Consider the following 17,693-nt stretch of genomic DNA (forward strand, 5'->3'; position numbering starts at 1 on the left):
CGATCGTCCACTCGCGGGAAAGACACCGCCTTGGCTGCAGGGTCTTCGCATGGATGCTTCACGAACGGACACGCGCTTTCGCGTAGGGCATGCAACGTTATCGTCATCTGCTGGCAAGCGACGGCCTCATCGAGATCAACTGAAGCCGAACGAGGCTCGGAGGAGCATCGCAGGTGTCGCGTCGATGCCTGCCTGACAGGTGACGATCACAGTGACCCATTGCCGCACTTGATGTGCATGGCTTGTTCTGAGGTCGGCTTGCTATGATGGCGATCTCGACGGGAAGGCTGGGGAGAGTAGACGAGCATGCTGAGTGCATTGATGTACCTGCTGATTTTCTTGGGGGTCGCTATTTCCGTCTATCAGGTCTACGACATCTACTACGCTCAGAATTTCGAGGATGACGAGCGCCGTACGCATGGCGACAGCCCGCTTGGTCAGCTGTCGCGACAGGCAGAGCAGTATGCGACAACGGGGGAGTCCGAGGGGTTTCTGGATCTCGTGGGCCGGCAGTTCGGCGCGCGCTTCGACAAGCGCCTCGCACTTTCTGCGGCTTCCCGCCCCGATGCATCGCAGTACCTGGCGGCGTTGCTGCGCCGCCAGCGCCGGATCGTCTCCAACGGCCGGGTTCGCGTGCGCCATCCGCTCTCCTGGCAGACCAGCCCGCCCGCCAGCGATAGCCGCCCGGTGCTGTTGTCGCTGGTGCTGATCAATTGCCTGGTGGTGATGTTCTTCGGCGGGCTCAGCCTCTACACGATTGCCTATCAGGTTCCGGTGCCGTCACTGGCCTGGATGAACAGCGAATGGGTGCTGATGTCGCTCATCTACGCCGTGATCGCCATGACGCACGGCATTTCCCGGCTCGACGCCTACCTGCATGATCTCTATCTGATTGGCACCTTGAATCGCACGGTGGGGTAGCGGTCTTTTCGATACTCGGTGGGCCTGACCACCGCTCGTCGGCTTTCGTACATAGGCTGCGGCAGTCGATGAGCGACGTTTTTTTGCGACCCGATTCCTGAATTGTTATTGATTGATTAATATACCAAAAGGTATCCCGCTTCAAAGACATGCCCCCACGTACTATTCACTCTTGAATGGTACTGTAGCGCTTTCGGTAGTCCCGCAGCGCTTTCGGTAGTGCTGAATCGTTTCGGGTAGTACTGAATCATTGTTAGATAGTACTGAAAGATTGCCGAACAGCGCTGAAGAAAGCCTCTCAATTGACGCCTCGAACAATCCCATTGCCGGATTTACCCTGCCTATCTAACCGGTGTTATATACCTCCTTTCGCTAACATGCTGTCATGCTTGAAAAATTTAAGAAGGCACGAGTGAATGGGTCAGCAGGAAGGCTGTATTGCCCACCATTTCAGTCGCTACGCAACACTTTCTGAAAATGACCGTCGCCAGCTCGACGCACTGGAAGGTACGGCGATTGATGCCACCAAGGGACAGGTGATTTGGCACGAGGGCGACCTTGTGCGTGATTTCTGCGCATTGCGACGAGGGTGGGCTTATTCGTTTCGCTACATGGAGGATGGCACGCGGCACATCCTCGAGATATTCCTGCCCGGCGACATCATCGGGTTACATGAATTCTCGTTCAGGTATCGGCTCTCCAGCGTCGCCATGCTGGAAGACGGCGAGATCCGCACGGTCGCCAACCGCCAGCTGCTGAGTCTGTTTCGCGAATCATCGAGCCTCATGTCGGTCTGCTTCGCAGTCTGTTCCTATCGGCAGGCCGTGCTGAGCGAGCGGCTGGTGCATCTCTCGCGTCGCAGTGCTCGCCAACGCGTTGCCTATTTGCTGCTCAAGATATTCTGTCGCCTGCAGTATAACGATGACGATTCGAGCGAGAGCTTTCGCTTGCCGTTGTCCCAACAGCAGCTTGCCGATGCACTTGGTCTTTCGCCGGTTCATGTCAGCCGGACGTTGACGGCGTTCCGACAGGAAGGGGTGATCAAGCTTGCCCGAGGCTGGGTGACGGTGCTCGATAGGCCCGCGTTGGCGAGCGAAGGCGGTGTGGTGGGATGTCTGCAGGATCGCATCGCTCACACTGCCTGATCGATCCTTTTTATCTCAGGATTCGGCTTCAAGGGCGATGTGCGGGGGGGCGAGGGGCAGAGGTAAAGGTAAAGCAGGTAGAGAGGTAGAAATGCGGCATTGGCGTCCGGAAGCGAATGCCAAAAACCAAACGCCAAAACTCGCTCCCGTGGTGACGAGAGCGAGCCGAGATGAAGCTTGGCGTCGAGTCCTGCTAGACCGCTGCGCGGCGCGTGGCGCGGCTCAGTGCGCTGGTCATTTCGATCGCCATGGTCAGATCCGCCAGTTCCCGCGGGGAGAACGCATTCAGCGCCAGTTTGCGCGTGGCCGGATTGGCGGGACGAAAGTGGGTGAAGGACTCACACCAGGCCAGTGCGGCTTTTTCGCGCTCATTGAACTCGTCGGACTCTGCCCAAGCGGCCAGCGCCTGCAGCTTGCTGGGGGAGATACCCAGCGCTTCGGCCTGCTCGCGACGGAAATGAGTGCAGCTCAAGCAACCGTTGATCTGCGAAGCGCGCAATTCCGCCAGGCAGCGAATGGACGGATCCAGTGAGCAGGCGTGCAGTGATCTCGCTGATTTATCGATGTTTTTGACATCGATCGTTTGCCACTTGTTAGCGTTCATCTCGGTCTCCTGAATTCAGGTGTCATGCGATTAAACGACTATCGTTCTCAAGTTTCCACAGCCTTGATTGGAATGTTTAATAGCAGTTAAAGATTGAAACTATGGTTTAGGCATGACCAGGAAGCAGAACGCCCCGCATGGCGGGGCGTCGGACAGGCTAGCGGCGGCCGATCAACAAGCCGATCACGGCGCCAGCCAGCGTGGCTGCCCCGATACTGGACCACGGATGTTCACGCACGTAACGGTCGCACTCATTGACCGACTGATTGGCGGAACGCTTGACCCGGCGATTGCGCTGGCGGGCCTGGTCCGCCATGCGAGCATATTGCGCTTCGCTCTGCAGTCGTGCCTCTTCGATCGCGTCTTGTGTGTCATCTCGCAGGTCACGTCCCAGTGCCTGGGCCTGATCGCCGATATCGTCCAGATCGGCACGAATGCGATCGGTACGGGCTTCACGGTCTTCACGCTTGAATAGGCTCATGTTTCACCTCCCTGATGGATTATGGGCCTGAGTGCGTATGACAGCGTAGACGCTGTAAAGTGCCCGTGCCGCCGGAAATCCTGCGATCGCTCGTTGGTCGGTGCCTCGCGGAGTCGGCCGGGCGGCAAGCGTCAGGTATAGTCGATGCGCGGATTTCAATGGCGGAAACAGGAAGTCGACGTGTCGTTGCAACTCTGGTTGTCTCTCTTGGCGGTTTGCGCTCTGGGTGCCATGTCGCCGGGTCCCAGCCTGGCCATGGTCATGCAGAACACGGTCGGTGGCGGCCGCTGGTGTGGCGTGATCGCCGGTGTCACCCATGCGTTGGGGGTCGGTCTCTACGCGGGGTTGACCGTGCTGGGGCTGGCGGCGGTCATCGTTCACCAGCCCTGGCTGTATCGGCTGGTGACCTGGGGCGGCGCGCTCTATCTGGCCTGGATGGGCATTCAGGCTCTCCGGGCCAGCGGTAACGGCGGCTTCAACGTTGCCGAGCGGGCGAGCGACTGGCGCCGCGCCATGCGCGATGGCCTGCTGGTGGCGCTGGGCAATCCCAAGCTGATCGTGTTCTTCGTCGCACTGTTGAGTCAGTTCGTCAGCGCCGATCTGAGTATGGCCGGGCGCTGGCTGATCGTGGCCACCGCCACGCTGGTGGACGGCGGCTGGTACGTGCTGGTGGCGCTGTTGCTATCCCACTCCCGCGTGCTGCCGTGGCTGCAGCGACACGCGGCGTGGATACACCGCCTGACGGGCATCGTCCTGCTGGGGTTGGCGGCTCGTGTGGCTCTGGGCTGAGTCTGCGTCCGGGCGGCTCACTTCATTCAGACGCTTTCCTTTTCATTCAGACACTTTCCTTCAGACGCTCGAGGATCGCGGGCACGGGAGCGTTGGCCGGCAGTACTCCGAAAATCGGCGACGCGCTGGCAAGCCTCGTGGTGCAGAAGGTGTCGGCGATGGCATGAGGGGCATGACGAATCAGCAGGGCGGCCTGCAGCGTCTGCGCCATGCTTTGCGCTAGCCAGCGCGCCTCGGCCTGCAGCCGTTCGGCGCTGGCCGTCAGTCGGTCGCCGAGCGAGTCGACGGCGGCATCGAAGGTGGAATGGTGGCCCCGGGCCAGGTTGAGTTCCCGTTGCAACGCTTCGATGCTGGCCGGGTGCCGTTCCAGGATTCTCAGCACGTCCAGGCAGATGACGTTGCCGGAACCTTCCCAGATCGAGTTGACCGGGGCTTCGCGATAGAGCCGCGCCAGCGGCGTTTCCTCGACGTAACCGATGCCGCCGAGACATTCCATCGCCTCGGCCATGAACGCGGGGCCGCGCTTGTTATGCCAGAACTTGGCCAGCGCGGGGAGCAGGCGTGCCAGGGCGGCTTCATGCTCGTCGCCCGCGGCGCGGTCCATGGCACGGGCGCCTCGCATCGCCAGCAGCAGGCTGGCCTCGGTTTCGATCTCCAGGTCGGCGACGACGCGCTGCATCAAGGGCTGGTCGGCCAGCCGGCGATCGAAGACCTGTCGCTTCTGCACGTGGTTCCAGACTTCTCTCACTGCCTGACGCATCATGCCTGCCGGTGCGGTGGCGGCATCGAGCCGCGTCTGCTGCACCATTTCCAGGATGGCCGGCACGCCGCGACCGGGCTCGCCGACGAGCTGTGCCCAGGCGCCGACGTATTCGATCTCCGCCGAGGCGTTGGCGCGATTGCCGCATTTGTCCTTGAGCCGCTGAATCTCGATGGCGTTGCGCTGGCCCTCCGGCGTGAATCGCGGCGCCAGAAAGCAGGAGAGCCCATCGTTGGTCTGGGCCAGGGTCAGGAAGGCGTCCGACATTGGCGCGCTGCAGAACCACTTGTGCCCCTCGAGCCGATACCATTCGCCGGGGCCGGGCGACGACACCGGCCGCGCCCGCGTGCTGTTGCGGCGCACGTCGCTGCCACCCTGCTTTTCGGTCATGGCCATGCCGAAGGTGTTGGTCGTCTTGTGCCAGGCGGGGAGGGCCGCCGGTTCGTACGCTCGGCCCAGCAGCCGGGTCCGCCATGCCTCGCCGTCGCGCAGATGGCGCAGCACGGGCATGGCGGCGTGGGTCATGGTGATCGGGCAGCAGAAGCCGGGTTCGGCCTGGGTCAACAGATAGAGCGCGGCGACATGCGCCTGGTGCCCGCCGTCATGCTCGCGCTCCCAGGCGACGGCGTGCCAGCCCTCGCCAATCGCGAGCGCCATCAGTGCGTGATAGCCAGGGTGGTAGTCGACCTCGTCCAGGCGCCGCCCATGACGGTCGAAGGCGTGCAACTGGGGCGGGAATCGGTTGGCCTGCTCGCCCCAGCGTTCGACTTCTGCCGAGCCCAGGCGCTGGCCCAGCGGGGCCAGACGCTCGCTCACCCAGTCCGGTGCGAAGTGCGACACCGCCTCGCGCAATGGGCGATCGTCTCGCCACAGGTCGCGTTCGGGCTCGGGGGCTGGCTGATTCTCGACCCGGTGCGTGGTCAGTTCGGTGCGGGGTGCATAGTCGGCCATGTGAATTCTCCGAGTGGGCTGACTCGAGCATAAACCGGACATTCGGCGCCGTGGGCTTCCTTCGACCAATGCGGCATGCCGACGGCGCCACTCGTACCGCCAGTGGACCGGGTCGAAGCCACCCGTGATACGCTGCGGTTCCGCTCTTCTACAGGCAGGTTTTCCATGAGCCCGTTTTCAACGAGTCCGTGTTCAATGAGCCCGTTTTCCATGAGCCCGCTTTCCATGAATAAGCGGATCATCGCGGACGAGCAGGTCCAGCTCGTCGATCCGCGCAACCGGCCCTGCGGCAGCGTCTCGCGAGCCACGATGCGGCGGTTGAACTGCTGGCATCGGGCGACATACATCATCGTGCGCAATGGAAAAGGCGAAATCTGCGTGCAGGAGCGAACATCGATCAAGGAGACGCATCCGGGCTGGTTCGACCTGGCCGCGGGCGGCGTGGTGGGGGCGGGCGAGGCGTCCCGGCCGGCGGCGCGGCGGGAGCTGTTCGAGGAACTCGGCATTCGCGGCGTCAAGCTGATGTCCGGTGGCGAATTCATGTTCCAGGAGGCCGGGCTGAATCTCTACGGCAGCCTCTACTGGGTTAATTACGACGGGCCGCTTCGCCTGCAGCCGGAGGAGGTCGCCGCCGTGCGCTGGTTGCCGATCCCGGAGGCGCTGGCGCTGGAAAAGGCGACGCCGGACACGCGGGTGGCATTGTCGAAGGCCGTCTCGCTCGATCACTGGTGAAGTCGCGGCTGGCGTGGCACTCTTTTGGCCGGACCGGCTTCCTGAATCCTTGGCCGGACCGGCTTTCTGATCAGCCACCGTGTTCAGAGGGATGTGCAGAGAAAGCGCGATGCCTTGCGCTCGCGCTTCGGTCCCAACGATTTGACACTAGCGTTTCTCGGGTCGACTCATCGATGTCGTTATATACGCAAGATTGCCGGACACACGCCGGCGAACCCTTCAATCTGCGCGCGCTGCGCGGCCAGGTGCTGCTGGTCGTCAACGTTGCCAGCCGCTGCGGGTTCACGCCCCAGATGGAGGGGTTGGAAAAGCTCTATCGGCAATATCGCGACCAGGGGTTCACCGTACTGGCGTTTCCCTGCAACCAGTTCGGACGCCAGTCGCCGGAATCCTCGGCCATGTTCGCCACGTTCTGCGAACAGCGCTACGCGGTCACGTTTCCGATGATGGAAAAGATCAAGGTCAACGGGCGCGAGGCACATCCGCTGTTCGTGCATTTGCGACGTCACGCCCCCGGCGTGCTGGGAAGTACGCCGATCAAGTGGAATTTCACCAAGTTTCTGGTGGGGCGTGACGGGCAGGTCATCCGTCGCTTCGGGCCGCGCGCCGCACCGCGATCGCTGCGTCATGCCATCGAGGACGCGCTGGAAACGCCGTTCTCGGCTTGAGTCGGCGTACCCTTGGGTATCGCTAGCCGGGCGGGCGTTCGCCTCGGGCCACCATGACCCGGATCGCCAGTTCATTGAAGCGCGGCCGGCTCATCATCGTGGTCAATCCCGAGAACAGCGACCATAGGGCCTTGCGCCAGCCGCCGAGCTTGCGGTTGTGGCGAACCAGCCGCGTCAGCAGCGCCGTTTCGTCGAACGCGCGCCATTCGCCCGCCATGGAGAGCTGATTGCGCGCCATGACCGGCGACATTTCCAGCCGATAGACCCACTCCAGCTGTTGCAGCGTCAGCGCGCTGGCTTCGATCTCGCGGATCATGCGGGCGTATTCGGACTCGCGCGGCTCGCGCTCGAGCCATAGCGGCGACAGCGCCAGCCACAGCGCGCCGCGCCGGAGGACCAGGTCTTCGATTTCTTGCTCGTGGTGCATGGGGCTTTCTCTGCTTTCTGGACTCTCTGGGCTGGCTCGGCTTGCCGGTGGTTATCTTCGAATACCCGCAGCGGTGAGACAAGCTTGGGCGCTGGTTGTCGAATAACGGCGCGCTGCGAACTGGATCATAGCTGGCCAAGCGAGTTCGTCCCCCTTTTTTACCACCCTGTTAGAATGCGCCCGGATAGCATTCGACCTGCTAGAATTCGACCCATGCCATTTCCCGGCAAGACTCGCCGGGCTTTCCGTTTCGCAGTAGAAGACGAGGTTAGACGTGATCATCAAGCCCAAGGTTCGCGGTTTCATCTGTACCACGACGCATCCGCTCGGCTGCGAGCGCAACGTACTCGAACAGATCGAGACCACCCGCGCCAACCTGAGCGATGGCAAAGCTGGCCCTCGCAACGTGCTGGTCATCGGCGCATCCAGCGGCTACGGGCTGGCGGCGCGTATTACGGCGGCTTTCGGCTACGGCGCCGATACGCTGGGCGTATTCTTCGAAAAGCCCGCGACCGAGACCAAGCCCGGCACTGCCGGCTGGTACAACTCGGCGGCGTTCGACAAGTTCGCCAAGGCCGAGGGGCTCTACAGCAAGTCGATCAATGGCGATGCGTTTTCCCATGAAGTCCGCGACAAGGCGATCGAGCTGATCCGTGAAGACATGGGACAGATCGATCTGGTGGTCTATTCGCTGGCATCGCCGGTGCGCAAGCTGCCGGACAGCGGCGAAGTCAAGCGCTCCAGTCTCAAGCCGATCGGCGAGACCTACACGGCGACCGCCATCGATACCAACAAGGACACCATCACCGAGGCTTCCGTCGAGCCGGCGACCGAGCAGGAAGTGGCCGATACCATCGAAGTCATGGGCGGCCAGGACTGGGAGCTGTGGATGGATGCGCTGGACAAGGCGGGCGTACTGGCGCCGGGTGCCAAGTCCGTGGCGTTCAGCTATATCGGCACCGATATCACCTGGCCGATCTACTGGCACGGTGCGCTGGGCAAGGCGAAGGAAGATCTCGATCGCGCCGCCGGCGAAATCGACCAGCGCCTCAAGGCGACCGGCGGCGGTGCCAACGTGGCCGTGCTCAAGTCCGTGGTGACGCAGGCCAGCGCCGCGATCCCGGTCATGCCGCTGTATATCTCGATGGTCTACAAGGTGATGAAGGAGCAGGGCATTCACGAGGGCACCATCGACCAGCTCAACCGCCTGTTCGCCGAGCGCCTTTACGCCGATGGCGAGCCGGAAGTGGACGAAGCCGGGCGTCTGCGCCTGGACGACTGGGAACTGCGCGACGATATCCAGCAGGCCTGCAAGGATCTGTGGCCGCAGGTGACCAGCGACAACCTGTTCGCGTTGACCGATTACGCCGGCTACAAGCACGAATTCCTCAAGCTGTTCGGCTTCGAGCGTGACGACGTGGATTATGACGCCGAGGTCGATCCGCTGGTGAAATTCGACGTCGTCCAGGTTTGATCGCGCGCGACCTCACCGCATGAAACATCGGTCATGAGTCGGTCATGAATGCACAGGGCACCCCGCGCCAGGTGGGGTTCGTCATGCTGCCGGGGTTCTCCCTGCTGGCGCAGGCCTGCGCCATGGAGCCGCTGATCGTCGCCAACACGCTGGCGGAGCGGCGGCTCTATACCGCCACCACGTTCGGGCTCGACGGCCGGCCGGTGAAGAGCGTGGCAGAACTGGCGCTCTCGCCGGAGAGCGTGGCCGGTAGCGATGCACGCCATCTCGACATGCTGTTCGTCTGCGCGCCCACGCCGAGCGGCGTAGTAACGGCGGAAGAGGAGGGCGAGTCGCTGATCCACTGGCTGCATCGCCTGGCGAGCCGAGGCGTGACGCTGGGCGGTATTGCCGGCGGCACGCACTGGCTGGCCAGGGCCGGCGTGCTGGATGGCTATCGGGCCTCGATCCCCTATGCCAGTGCCGATGCGTTCATGCGGGCGTTTCCGACGATTCATGTCTCGCATCAGCTGTTCGAGATCGACCGTGACCGCCTCACCTGTGGCGGCGGTACCGCGGCGATGGACATGCTGATGACGCTGATCGGGCAGCAGCAGGGGGCCGGTCTGGCGCAGCGGATCTCCGAGCATTTCGTCTGCGAGCGGATTCGCATGGCCGACGAGCCGCAGCAGTTGCCGCTGCGCTCGCGACTGGGGCACGCGCCGCAGAGCCTCCTCGATGCCGTGGCGCTGATGGAAGCCAATATCGAGGAGCCACTGACCACGCATGAGCTTTCGGCGCACCTGGGCCTGTCCCGCCGCCAGCTGGAGCGGTTGTTCAAGAAGCACCTGCAGGCCGTGCCCAGCCGTTACTATCTGAACCTGCGCCTGCAACAGGCGCGCCGGCTGCTCCGCGAAAGCGACCAGGCGGTGGGGGAAATCGCGCTGGCTCACGGGTTCTCGTCGGGGGCGCATTTTTCCACCGCCTATCGCCATCATTTCGGCATCAGCCCGCGCGATGAGCGGCTGGGACAGGCCGGAGGGGAATCATGAAGTATCAAGGTGTCGGGGGCGGCGGCAACGCCGTGATTGATAGCCATTGGCTGGGTTCCGCTCGCCGGGTGATATCACCCAACGCCAATGACCGGCCGGCGGGCGAGATATCGGCCGTAGTGCTGCACGGCATCAGTCTGCCGCCGGGCGAGTTTGGCGGCGACGCCATCGAACGGTTGTTCACCAATACGCTGGACCTGGATGCGCATCCGGCCTTCGCCGCGATCGCCTCGTTGCGGGTCTCGGCGCATCTACTGATTCGGCGCGATGGCGAGTGTGTCCAGTTCGTGGCGTTCGACCGTCGTGCCTGGCATGCCGGCAAGTCGCGCTGGCTGGATGAAAGGCTGCCGCGCCAGGGACAGCCTTTCATCCAGCGTCAGCCTCTCATCCAGCACCAGGGGCAGCTGCGCGAAGGGCTCAATGACTTCACTGTCGGCATCGAACTCGAAGGCACCGACGAGAGGCCCTATCGGGAGGCGCAGTACCGCGCGTTGTCAGGTGTTCTGGGCGCGCTGATGCAGCGCTACCCCGCAATCTCGAGCGCGCGGATTACCAGCCACGCGCACATTGCGCCGCTGCGCAAGACCGATCCCGGCCCCGCGTTCGACTGGGCTTATCTGCGGCGTTGTCTGACGGAGATCGTTTGAATGCTATGCTTTTGTGGGGGTATCGTGCGCATGGATTGCCTGCGATCCTGATGTTGGTAATTTGGCTACAGGAACGGTACTCGCTTTCTTCTGCGAGATTGACCTTCAAGTTGCTGAAGTTGCGGCATTTACGCGCCGTCCCTAGCACAATCGATGTGTCCGCGAATTGGCAGATGCGAGCGTTTGCGGTATCTTCTTCGCCTGATTTCTCGCGTCACGCACGCCTGCTGTAATTCCATTACAGCCAATAAATCTCGGAAAACGGCCCCAAAAGAGCCGTGCCGGCACCGAAGAGCGCATATTCCCAAGCCCCGCTGCGGCTATCCGCCCCGGCCGGGCGAATGGCAAACCTTTTCCCATTCGGAGAGTTGTCTATGAGTCTGGAGACACGAGAAGATCTCGATCCGGTCGAAACCACGGAGTGGTTGGATTCCCTGGCTTCGGTCGTCGAGCATGAGGGCGAAGAGCGCGCTCAATACATTCTGAGTCGGTTGGCGGACCGCCTGCGTCGTGATGGCTCTTCACCGCCGTTTTCCGGTACCACGCCGCACCGCAACACCATTCCCGTGCATCGTGAAGCCAAGATTCCCGGCGATATGTTCATCGAGCGCAAGATCCGCTCGGCGATTCGCTGGAACGCCATGGTGCAGGTCCTGCGGGCCAACAAGAAGCACAAGGGGCTGGGCGGCCACATCGCCAGCTACCAGTCCAGTGCCACGCTTTATGAAGTCGGTTTCAATCACTTCTTCCGTGCCGACAACGGCGACCACAAGGGTGATCTCCTTTACATCCAGGGGCACGTGACGCCGGGCATCTACGCGCGTTCGTTCCTGGAAGGTCGCCTGACTCAGGAGCAGATGGACAACTTCCGTCAGGAAGTCGACGGTAATTCGCTGCCGTCCTATCCGCACCCCTATCTGATGCCGGATTACTGGCAGTTCCCGACCGTTTCCATGGGTCTGGGGCCGATCCAGTCGATCTATCAGGCCCACGTGATGAAGTATCTGCATTCGCGTGAGCTGGAAGACATGAAGGACCGCAAGGTCTGGGCTTTCCTGGGTGACGGCGAGTGCGACGAGCCGGAATCCCTGGGCGCGCTGCACCTGGCAAGCCGCGAGAAGCTCGACAACCTGATCTTCGTCATCAACTGCAACCTGCAGCGCCTCGACGGCCCGGTACGCGGCAACTCCCGCGTGATCGACGAGCTCGAGGGCGTTTTCCGCGGTGCCGGCTGGAACGTGATCAAGGTCGTCTGGGGTGGCCAGTGGGATCCGCTATTCGAGCAGGACACCAAGGGCATGCTGCAGAAGCGCATGGACGAGGCGGTCGACGGCGAATACCAGAACTACAAGGCGCAGGGCGGCAAGTACACCCGCGACAACTTCTTCGGCAAGTACGAAGAGACCGCCGAGATGGTCAAGGGCTATTCCGACGAGGAGATCTTCCGTCTCAATCGCGGTGGTCACGATCCGCAGAAGGTCTACGCGGCCTACCATGAAGCGGTCAACAACGCCAACGGGCGGCCGACGGTCATCCTGGCGCATACCGTCAAGGGTTACGGCATGGGCGGCGGCCACGGCGAAGCCGACATGGAAGCCCACCAGATCAAGTCGATGGACGTCGATGCACTGAAGGCGTTCCGTGATCGCTTCGGCATCCCGGTTTCCGACCAGCAGATCGAAAGCGGCGACATTCCCTACTACAAGCCCGAAGACGACAGCCCGGAGATGAAGTATCTGCATCTCCAGCGCGAGAAGCTCGGCGGTTTCCTGCCGGCGCGCAGAAACGACTTCGAGGCGATGGAAATTCCCGGCCTCGACGACAAGATGTTCGCGACGCAGCTCAAGGGCACCGGCGACCGCGAAGTCTCGACCACGATGTCCTTCGTGCGCGTGCTCAACGGCCTGGTCAAGCACAAGCAGCTTGGCTCCCGCGTGGTGCCGATCATTCCGGACGAAGCGCGTACGTTCGGGATGGAAGGCATGTTCCGTCAGCTCGGTATCTATGCCGCGGAAGGGCAGAAGTACGAGCCGATGGATGCCGGTCAGATCATGTACTACCGCGAGGACCGGAAAGGTCAGATCCTCGAGGAAGGCATCACCGAGGCCGGTTCCATGTCCGCCTGGGTTGCGGCGGCCACGTCTTATGCCAACCACCATCTGCCGCTGATTCCGTTCTACGTCTACTACTCGATGTTCGGTTATCAGCGCGTCGGCGACCTGGTCTGGGCTGCGGGTGATCTTCAGGCGCGTGGCTTCATGGTCGGCGGTACCGCTGGCCGTACCACCATCAATGGTGAAGGTCTGCAGCACCAGGATGGCCACAGCCATATCCTGATGTCCACCGTGCCGACCTGCCGCGCTTACGATCCGTGCTACGGTCACGAGCTGGCGGTCATTCTGCAGGATGGTCTGAAGCGGATGTTCCAGGACAAGGAAAACTGCTTCTACTACCTGACCGTGATGAACGAAAACTACTCGCACCCGCAGATGCCGGAAGGTAGCGAAGAGGGCATCGTTCGCGGCATGTATCTGCTCAAGTCGGGCGAGAACGCCGGCAAGAAGAAGGCGCCGCGGGTTCAGCTCATGGGCAGCGGCACGATCCTGCGCGAAGTCGAAGCGGCGGCCGAGCTGCTGGCGGAAGACCACGGCGTGGTTGCCGATGTCTGGAGCGTTACCAGCTTCAACGAACTGCGTCGCGAAGCGCTGGAATACGATCGCCAGCAATTCCTCGACTACGATGAGAAGCGCGAGAAGCCGTGGGTCGTTCAGCAGCTCGACGGTGTCGAAGGGCCGGTCATCGCATCGACCGACTACATGAAGCTCTACGCCGATCAGATCCGCGCCTGGGTGCCGAGCGACTTCCATGTCCTTGGAACCGATGGTTTCGGCCGGTCGGATACCCGTGAGCAGCTGCGTCGCTTCTTCGAAGTCGACCGCTACTACGTGACGATTCAGGCACTGCGTGCGCTGGCCAAACGCGGCGAAATCGACGTCAAGGTCGTCAACGATGCCATGAAGAAGTACGGCATTGACCCCGCCAAGCCCAGCCCTCTGTTGTCTTGAGCCCCTGCGGTTGGTTTGGACCGGAGTGTCACGTCAAGGCGCTGCCGCCCTGCGGGGCGGTAGCCAGATTGCCTGAGTGAGTCGACCTGCCCCCGGGCAGGTCGACAGATGATAAAGGAGCGCGACCTTGAGTAGCGAAATCATCAAAGTTCCCGACATCGGCGGCAGCGACGATGTCGAAATCATCGAGATTGCGGTGAGCGTCGGCGATGTCATCTCCGCCGAAGACACCATGATCACGCTGGAATCCGACAAGGCCAGCATGGATGTCCCTGCGCCGAAAGGTGGCAAGGTCGTCAAGATTCTGGTCAAGGAAGGCGACACCGTCTCAGAGGGCGACGACATCCTTGAGCTCGAAGCGGAAGGTGAGGGTGACGACGCCGGTCAGGACGACGCTGAAGAAGCGTCCTCCGGCAAGAGTGCCGAAGAAGCCGAAACCGACGCTGCCAGCGGCGAAGCCGAGAAATCGGAAAAGCCGAACGGAAAGTCGAAAAAGTCTTCCGGCGGCGGCAAGCGTACCGTCGAGATCAAGGTGCCGGACATCGGTGGCAGCGAAGGTGTCGAGATCATCGAAGTCGCCGTCAGCGAAGGCGACGAGATCAGCGAAGAAGACACCTTGATCACGCTGGAGTCCGACAAGGCCTCCATGGACGTGCCGAGCCCCTACAGCGGCAAGATCGTTTCGCTGTCGGTCAAGGAAGACGATAGCGTCTCCGAGGGCGACCTGATCGGCACCATGGAAATCGCCGGCGAAGGCGACGATGAAGACGACGCCGACGAAACTGCCTCGGCAGAGGAATCCGATAGCACCGACGGTGCCGAGGAACAGGGCAGCGCGGAACAGGACGCCGAAGATCAGGGCGAAGAAGAAGGCGGTGACGAAGGTGGCCGCAAGGAAATTCGCGTCCCTGACATCGGTGGCAGCGAAGGCGTCGAGATCATCGAGGTCGCGATCAGCGAAGGCGACGAGATCAACGAAGAAGACACCTTGATCACGCTGGAGTCCGACAAGGCCTCCATGGACGTGCCGAGCCCTTACAAGGGCAAGGTCGTCGAAGTGTCGGTCAAGGAAGGCGACAGTGTCTCGGAAGGCGACCTGATCGGCTATGTCGAGGTGGCCGGCGCTCCGGGGGCGGGCGCCAAGAAGCCGGCGAAGAAGCCGGCCGAAAGCGGTGCCAAGAAGGGCGGTGAATCGAAGCCGGCCCCGGCCAAATCCGACGCCGGCAAGCAGTCCGACGCCAAGCCGCAGAAGGACGTCAGCGGTGAACCGAGCCCGGAAGCCCGTCACAAGCATGGTGACGACAAGACCGAAGGCGCTCACGTTCACGCTGGGCCAGCCGTGCGCAAACTCGCTCGCGAGCTGGGTGTCGAACTCAGCGAGGTCCAGGGCTCCGGTCCCAAGGGCCGCATCCTGAAGGATGATGTCGATGGCTTCGTCAAGCAGGTGATGAAGCAGCGCAAGAGCGGCGGCGGTGCTGCGCCTGCAGCGGCCACCGGTGGGGCGGGCATTCCGCAGGTGCCGGCGATCGATTTCAGCCAGTTCGGCGAGATCGAAGAGAAGCCGATGAGTCGTCTGATGAAGGCAGGTGCCAACAACCTGCATCGCAGCTGGCTCAATGTGCCGCACGTCACGCAGTTCGACGAAGCGGACATCACCGAGCTCGAGGCTTTCCGCAAGTCGATGAAGGCCGAGGCGGAGTCTCAGGGTGCCAAGCTGACGCCGCTGCCGTTCATGATCAAGGCGTGTGCCTATGCGCTGCGCAAGTTCCCGCAGTTCAACTCGAGCCTGCATCCGGACGGCGACAAGCTGATTGTCAAGCATTACGTGCACATCGGTGTAGCGGTCGACACGCCAGATGGCCTGATGGTGCCGGTGATTCGCGATGCCGACAAGAAGTCGCTGATCGAACTGGCCAAGGAGTCGGTCGAGCTGGCGAAGAAGGCCCAGAACAAGAAGCTGTCTCGCGAAGAGATGAGCGGTGCCAGCTTCACCATCTCGAGCCTGGGCTCGATCGGGGGCACGGCCTTCACGCCGATCGTCAACACGCCTGAAGTGGCGATTCTGGGTGTCTCCAAGTCGTCGATGAAGCCGGTCTGGAATGGCAGCGAGTTCGCGCCGCGGCTGATGCTGCCGCTGTCGCTTTCCTACGATCACCGTGCGGTCAACGGTGCCGATGCGGCACGCTTTACCGCCTTCCTGGCGCAGGTGCTGTCCGATATCCGCCGTATGCTGGTCTGATTCAGCGAGCGGATTTATCGAACGCCAACGGCTCCTTCGGGGGCCGTTGGCGTTTTTCGTGGGCCATTGGCATTTTTCGTGGATTGCGGCGCGAACATCGATAGGGTGGAAGTCGTCGATGCACTCTGTCATACCGCCGTATCGACAGTGTGTTAGGCCAAGCGAGTCTTGTGCGCCAACCGATCGGCAGGTATCGTCTTGAGCCATTGACAGTGTCGTCTGCGTTGCGCCTTTAACGCCGCTGCCGGTCTGAAAATCGATACCATTCTTCATTTCAAGGAGCTGTATCAATGCGTTTGATCCTCTTGGGCGCCCCTGGCGCTGGCAAGGGTACCCAAGCCCAGTTCATCTGCGAGCATTTCCATATCCCGCAGATTTCCACCGGCGACATGCTGCGCGCCGCGGTGAAGGAAGGCAGCGAGCTGGGGCTCAAGGTCAAGGAGACGATGAACAGCGGTGGCCTGGTGTCGGACGATCTGATCATCGCCTTGGTCAAGGAACGCATTGCGCAGCCCGACTGTGCCAACGGTTTTCTGTTCGACGGCTTCCCGCGCACCCTGCCGCAGGCGGATGCGATGAAGGATGCCGGCATCAAGCTAGACCATGTGGTGGAAATCGCCGTCGACGACGAGGAGATCGTCAATCGTCTCTCCGGGCGTCGCGTTCATCCCGACTCCGGCCGTGTCTATCACGTCGACTACAAGCCGCCCCAGGAAGAGGGCAAGGATGACGTGACCGGCGAACCGCTGATCCAGCGCGACGACGACAGCGAGAAGACCGTGCGTCATCGTCTCTCCGTCTATCACGATCAGACCGAACCGCTGATCGGCTATTACCAGGAGTGGGCGGCGAAGGATGCCGAAGCCGCGCCGGCCTATCATCGCATCGCGGGTGTCGGCAGCGTCGACGAGATTCGCGATCAGGTGCTTGCCGCACTGGAATCCTGAGAGACGAACGCATGATCGTCTGTCTTTCGCTCCGCCTTCTGGCGGAGCGATCGTTTTGATCTCCTGATGGCGATATACTCGCCGACTTCTTTTTGCTGCCACTCTCCGAGAAGCCGATGCCGACGTTACTGGCGCTGGACGCCTCTTCCACTGCCTGTTCCTGTGCGCTGATTCGGGACCAGCTCATCGTTCAGCGTTTCGAAATCGCCCCGCGCGAGCATACGCGCCTGTTGTTGCCGATGGTCGACGAGGTGCTAGCGGAAGCGGGGGTGTCGCTCGGTCAGCTCGACGCTATTGCGTATGGGCAGGGGCCGGGCTCGTTCACTGGCCTGCGGATTGCTGCCGGCATCGCTCAGGGGCTCGCCTACGGTGCCGACCTGCCGCTGATGGGCATCTCGACCCTGGAGGCGCTGGCGCTGGCGGCCCATCGCAAATGGCACGCCCGTCATGTGATCGCGGCACTCGACGCCCGCATGGACGAGATCTATGTGGGCGCTTATCACTGCCTCGATGGCGTTCTGACCGTTGCCCTCGAGGAGCGAGTCATGCCGCCTTCGCAGCTGCGGCTGCCCAAGACCGACCATGCCATCGAGTGGTTGGGGATAGGCAGCGGTTGGCAACTTTTGTCCGGCATCCCTGTCGATGTACAGGCTGCACTGGCGCAAACCCTCCCCGACGAACTACCGGCGGCGGAGGATCTCGTTCGTCTGGCTGCCACGTCATGGGAGCGTGGCGCGCGAGGCAGTGCGCCTCACGAGGTCATTCCCGTCTATCTGCGCGATGAGGTCGCGTGGCGTAAGGCGTGACAGTTC

General features: G+C 62.2%; 16 protein-coding genes. 12 read left to right on the forward strand and 4 right to left on the reverse strand.

What is annotated here, in order from left to right; translation table 11 throughout:
• Positions 1–306: 306 nt before the first annotated feature.
• Together R5R73_RS06755 and R5R73_RS06760 are read left to right on the forward strand one after the other, a co-directional pair.
• Positions 307–921, forward strand: coding sequence for a hypothetical protein (locus R5R73_RS06755; RefSeq protein WP_276232543.1), 615 nt, complete (start codon positions 307–309; stop codon positions 919–921).
• A gap of 416 nt (positions 922–1,337) precedes the next feature.
• On the forward strand, positions 1,338–2,066 hold the full coding sequence (locus R5R73_RS06760; protein WP_322529237.1) for a Crp/Fnr family transcriptional regulator: 729 nt from the start codon (positions 1,338–1,340) through the stop codon (positions 2,064–2,066).
• 193 nt (positions 2,067–2,259) lie between these two features.
• Here R5R73_RS06760 and R5R73_RS06765 read toward each other — a convergent pair whose 3' ends face one another.
• Entirely contained in the window at positions 2,260–2,670 is a 411-nt protein-coding gene (locus tag R5R73_RS06765) for a carboxymuconolactone decarboxylase family protein (RefSeq protein WP_110636670.1), read from the reverse strand.
• A 157-nt stretch (positions 2,671–2,827) separates the two neighbouring features.
• Positions 2,828–3,151 carry a DUF883 family protein gene (locus tag R5R73_RS06770; protein WP_071230257.1) on the reverse strand — a complete coding sequence of 108 codons (324 nt, stop codon included), beginning with the start codon at positions 3,149–3,151 and terminating at the stop codon, positions 2,828–2,830.
• A 180-nt stretch (positions 3,152–3,331) separates the two neighbouring features.
• Here R5R73_RS06770 and R5R73_RS06775 point away from each other — a divergent pair, with 180 nt between their 5' ends.
• The gene (locus R5R73_RS06775; protein WP_071230258.1) at positions 3,332–3,940 is read left to right on the forward strand and encodes a LysE family translocator; all 609 of its coding nucleotides are present in this window, start codon (positions 3,332–3,334) and stop codon (positions 3,938–3,940) included.
• Between the two features lie 46 nt (positions 3,941–3,986).
• Here R5R73_RS06775 and R5R73_RS06780 read toward each other — a convergent pair whose 3' ends face one another.
• Positions 3,987–5,651: an acyl-CoA dehydrogenase family protein gene (locus R5R73_RS06780; RefSeq protein WP_322529238.1), complete on the reverse strand. Its 1,665-nt coding sequence runs from the start codon at positions 5,649–5,651 to the stop codon at positions 3,987–3,989.
• Positions 5,652–5,876: 225 nt separating this feature from the next.
• Here R5R73_RS06780 and R5R73_RS06785 point away from each other — a divergent pair, with 225 nt between their 5' ends.
• Positions 5,877–6,383 (forward strand): NUDIX hydrolase, encoded by a 507-nt coding sequence (locus R5R73_RS06785; protein ID WP_071230337.1) that lies wholly within the window; start codon positions 5,877–5,879, stop codon positions 6,381–6,383.
• A 173-nt stretch (positions 6,384–6,556) separates the two neighbouring features.
• Positions 6,557–7,051 carry a glutathione peroxidase gene (locus R5R73_RS06790; RefSeq protein ID WP_071230260.1) on the forward strand — a complete coding sequence of 165 codons (495 nt, stop codon included), beginning with the start codon at positions 6,557–6,559 and terminating at the stop codon, positions 7,049–7,051.
• Positions 7,052–7,073: 22 nt separating this feature from the next.
• Here the strand turns inward: R5R73_RS06790 and R5R73_RS06795 are convergent, their stop codons facing one another.
• Positions 7,074–7,478 (reverse strand): hypothetical protein, encoded by a 405-nt coding sequence (locus R5R73_RS06795; RefSeq protein WP_071230261.1) that lies wholly within the window; start codon positions 7,476–7,478, stop codon positions 7,074–7,076.
• Positions 7,479–7,752: 274 nt separating this feature from the next.
• Here R5R73_RS06795 and fabV point away from each other — a divergent pair, with 274 nt between their 5' ends.
• The 7 genes from fabV to tsaB all read left to right on the forward strand — a co-directional run bounded on the left by fabV (position 7,753) and on the right by tsaB (position 17,687).
• Positions 7,753–8,952 (forward strand): enoyl-ACP reductase FabV, encoded by a 1,200-nt coding sequence (gene fabV / locus R5R73_RS06800; protein WP_322529239.1) that lies wholly within the window; start codon positions 7,753–7,755, stop codon positions 8,950–8,952.
• A gap of 44 nt (positions 8,953–8,996) precedes the next feature.
• Positions 8,997–9,983, forward strand: coding sequence for a GlxA family transcriptional regulator (locus R5R73_RS06805; RefSeq protein WP_322529240.1), 987 nt, complete (start codon positions 8,997–8,999; stop codon positions 9,981–9,983).
• A complete protein-coding gene (locus R5R73_RS06810) occupies positions 9,980–10,630 on the forward strand; it encodes an N-acetylmuramoyl-L-alanine amidase (protein ID WP_322529241.1) in 651 nt (216 codons plus the stop codon). The genes R5R73_RS06805 and R5R73_RS06810 overlap by 4 nt, the downstream gene beginning before the upstream one ends.
• A 374-nt stretch (positions 10,631–11,004) precedes the next feature.
• Positions 11,005–13,695: a pyruvate dehydrogenase (acetyl-transferring), homodimeric type gene (aceE, locus tag R5R73_RS06815; protein WP_322529242.1), complete on the forward strand. Its 2,691-nt coding sequence runs from the start codon at positions 11,005–11,007 to the stop codon at positions 13,693–13,695.
• 127 nt (positions 13,696–13,822) lie between these two features.
• The gene (aceF, locus tag R5R73_RS06820) at positions 13,823–15,934 is read left to right on the forward strand and encodes a dihydrolipoyllysine-residue acetyltransferase (RefSeq protein ID WP_322529243.1); all 2,112 of its coding nucleotides are present in this window, start codon (positions 13,823–13,825) and stop codon (positions 15,932–15,934) included.
• 290 nt (positions 15,935–16,224) lie between these two features.
• Positions 16,225–16,881, forward strand: coding sequence for an adenylate kinase (gene adk, locus R5R73_RS06825; RefSeq protein ID WP_071230268.1), 657 nt, complete (start codon positions 16,225–16,227; stop codon positions 16,879–16,881).
• Between the two features lie 116 nt (positions 16,882–16,997).
• On the forward strand, positions 16,998–17,687 hold the full coding sequence (gene tsaB / locus R5R73_RS06830) for a tRNA (adenosine(37)-N6)-threonylcarbamoyltransferase complex dimerization subunit type 1 TsaB (protein ID WP_071230269.1): 690 nt from the start codon (positions 16,998–17,000) through the stop codon (positions 17,685–17,687).
• Positions 17,688–17,693: the final 6 nt, after the last annotated feature.

It is taken from the genome of Salinicola sp. LHM (genome assembly GCF_034479735.1).
In the GTDB taxonomy this organism is placed as follows: Bacteria; Pseudomonadota; Gammaproteobacteria; order Pseudomonadales; family Halomonadaceae; genus Salinicola; species Salinicola salarius.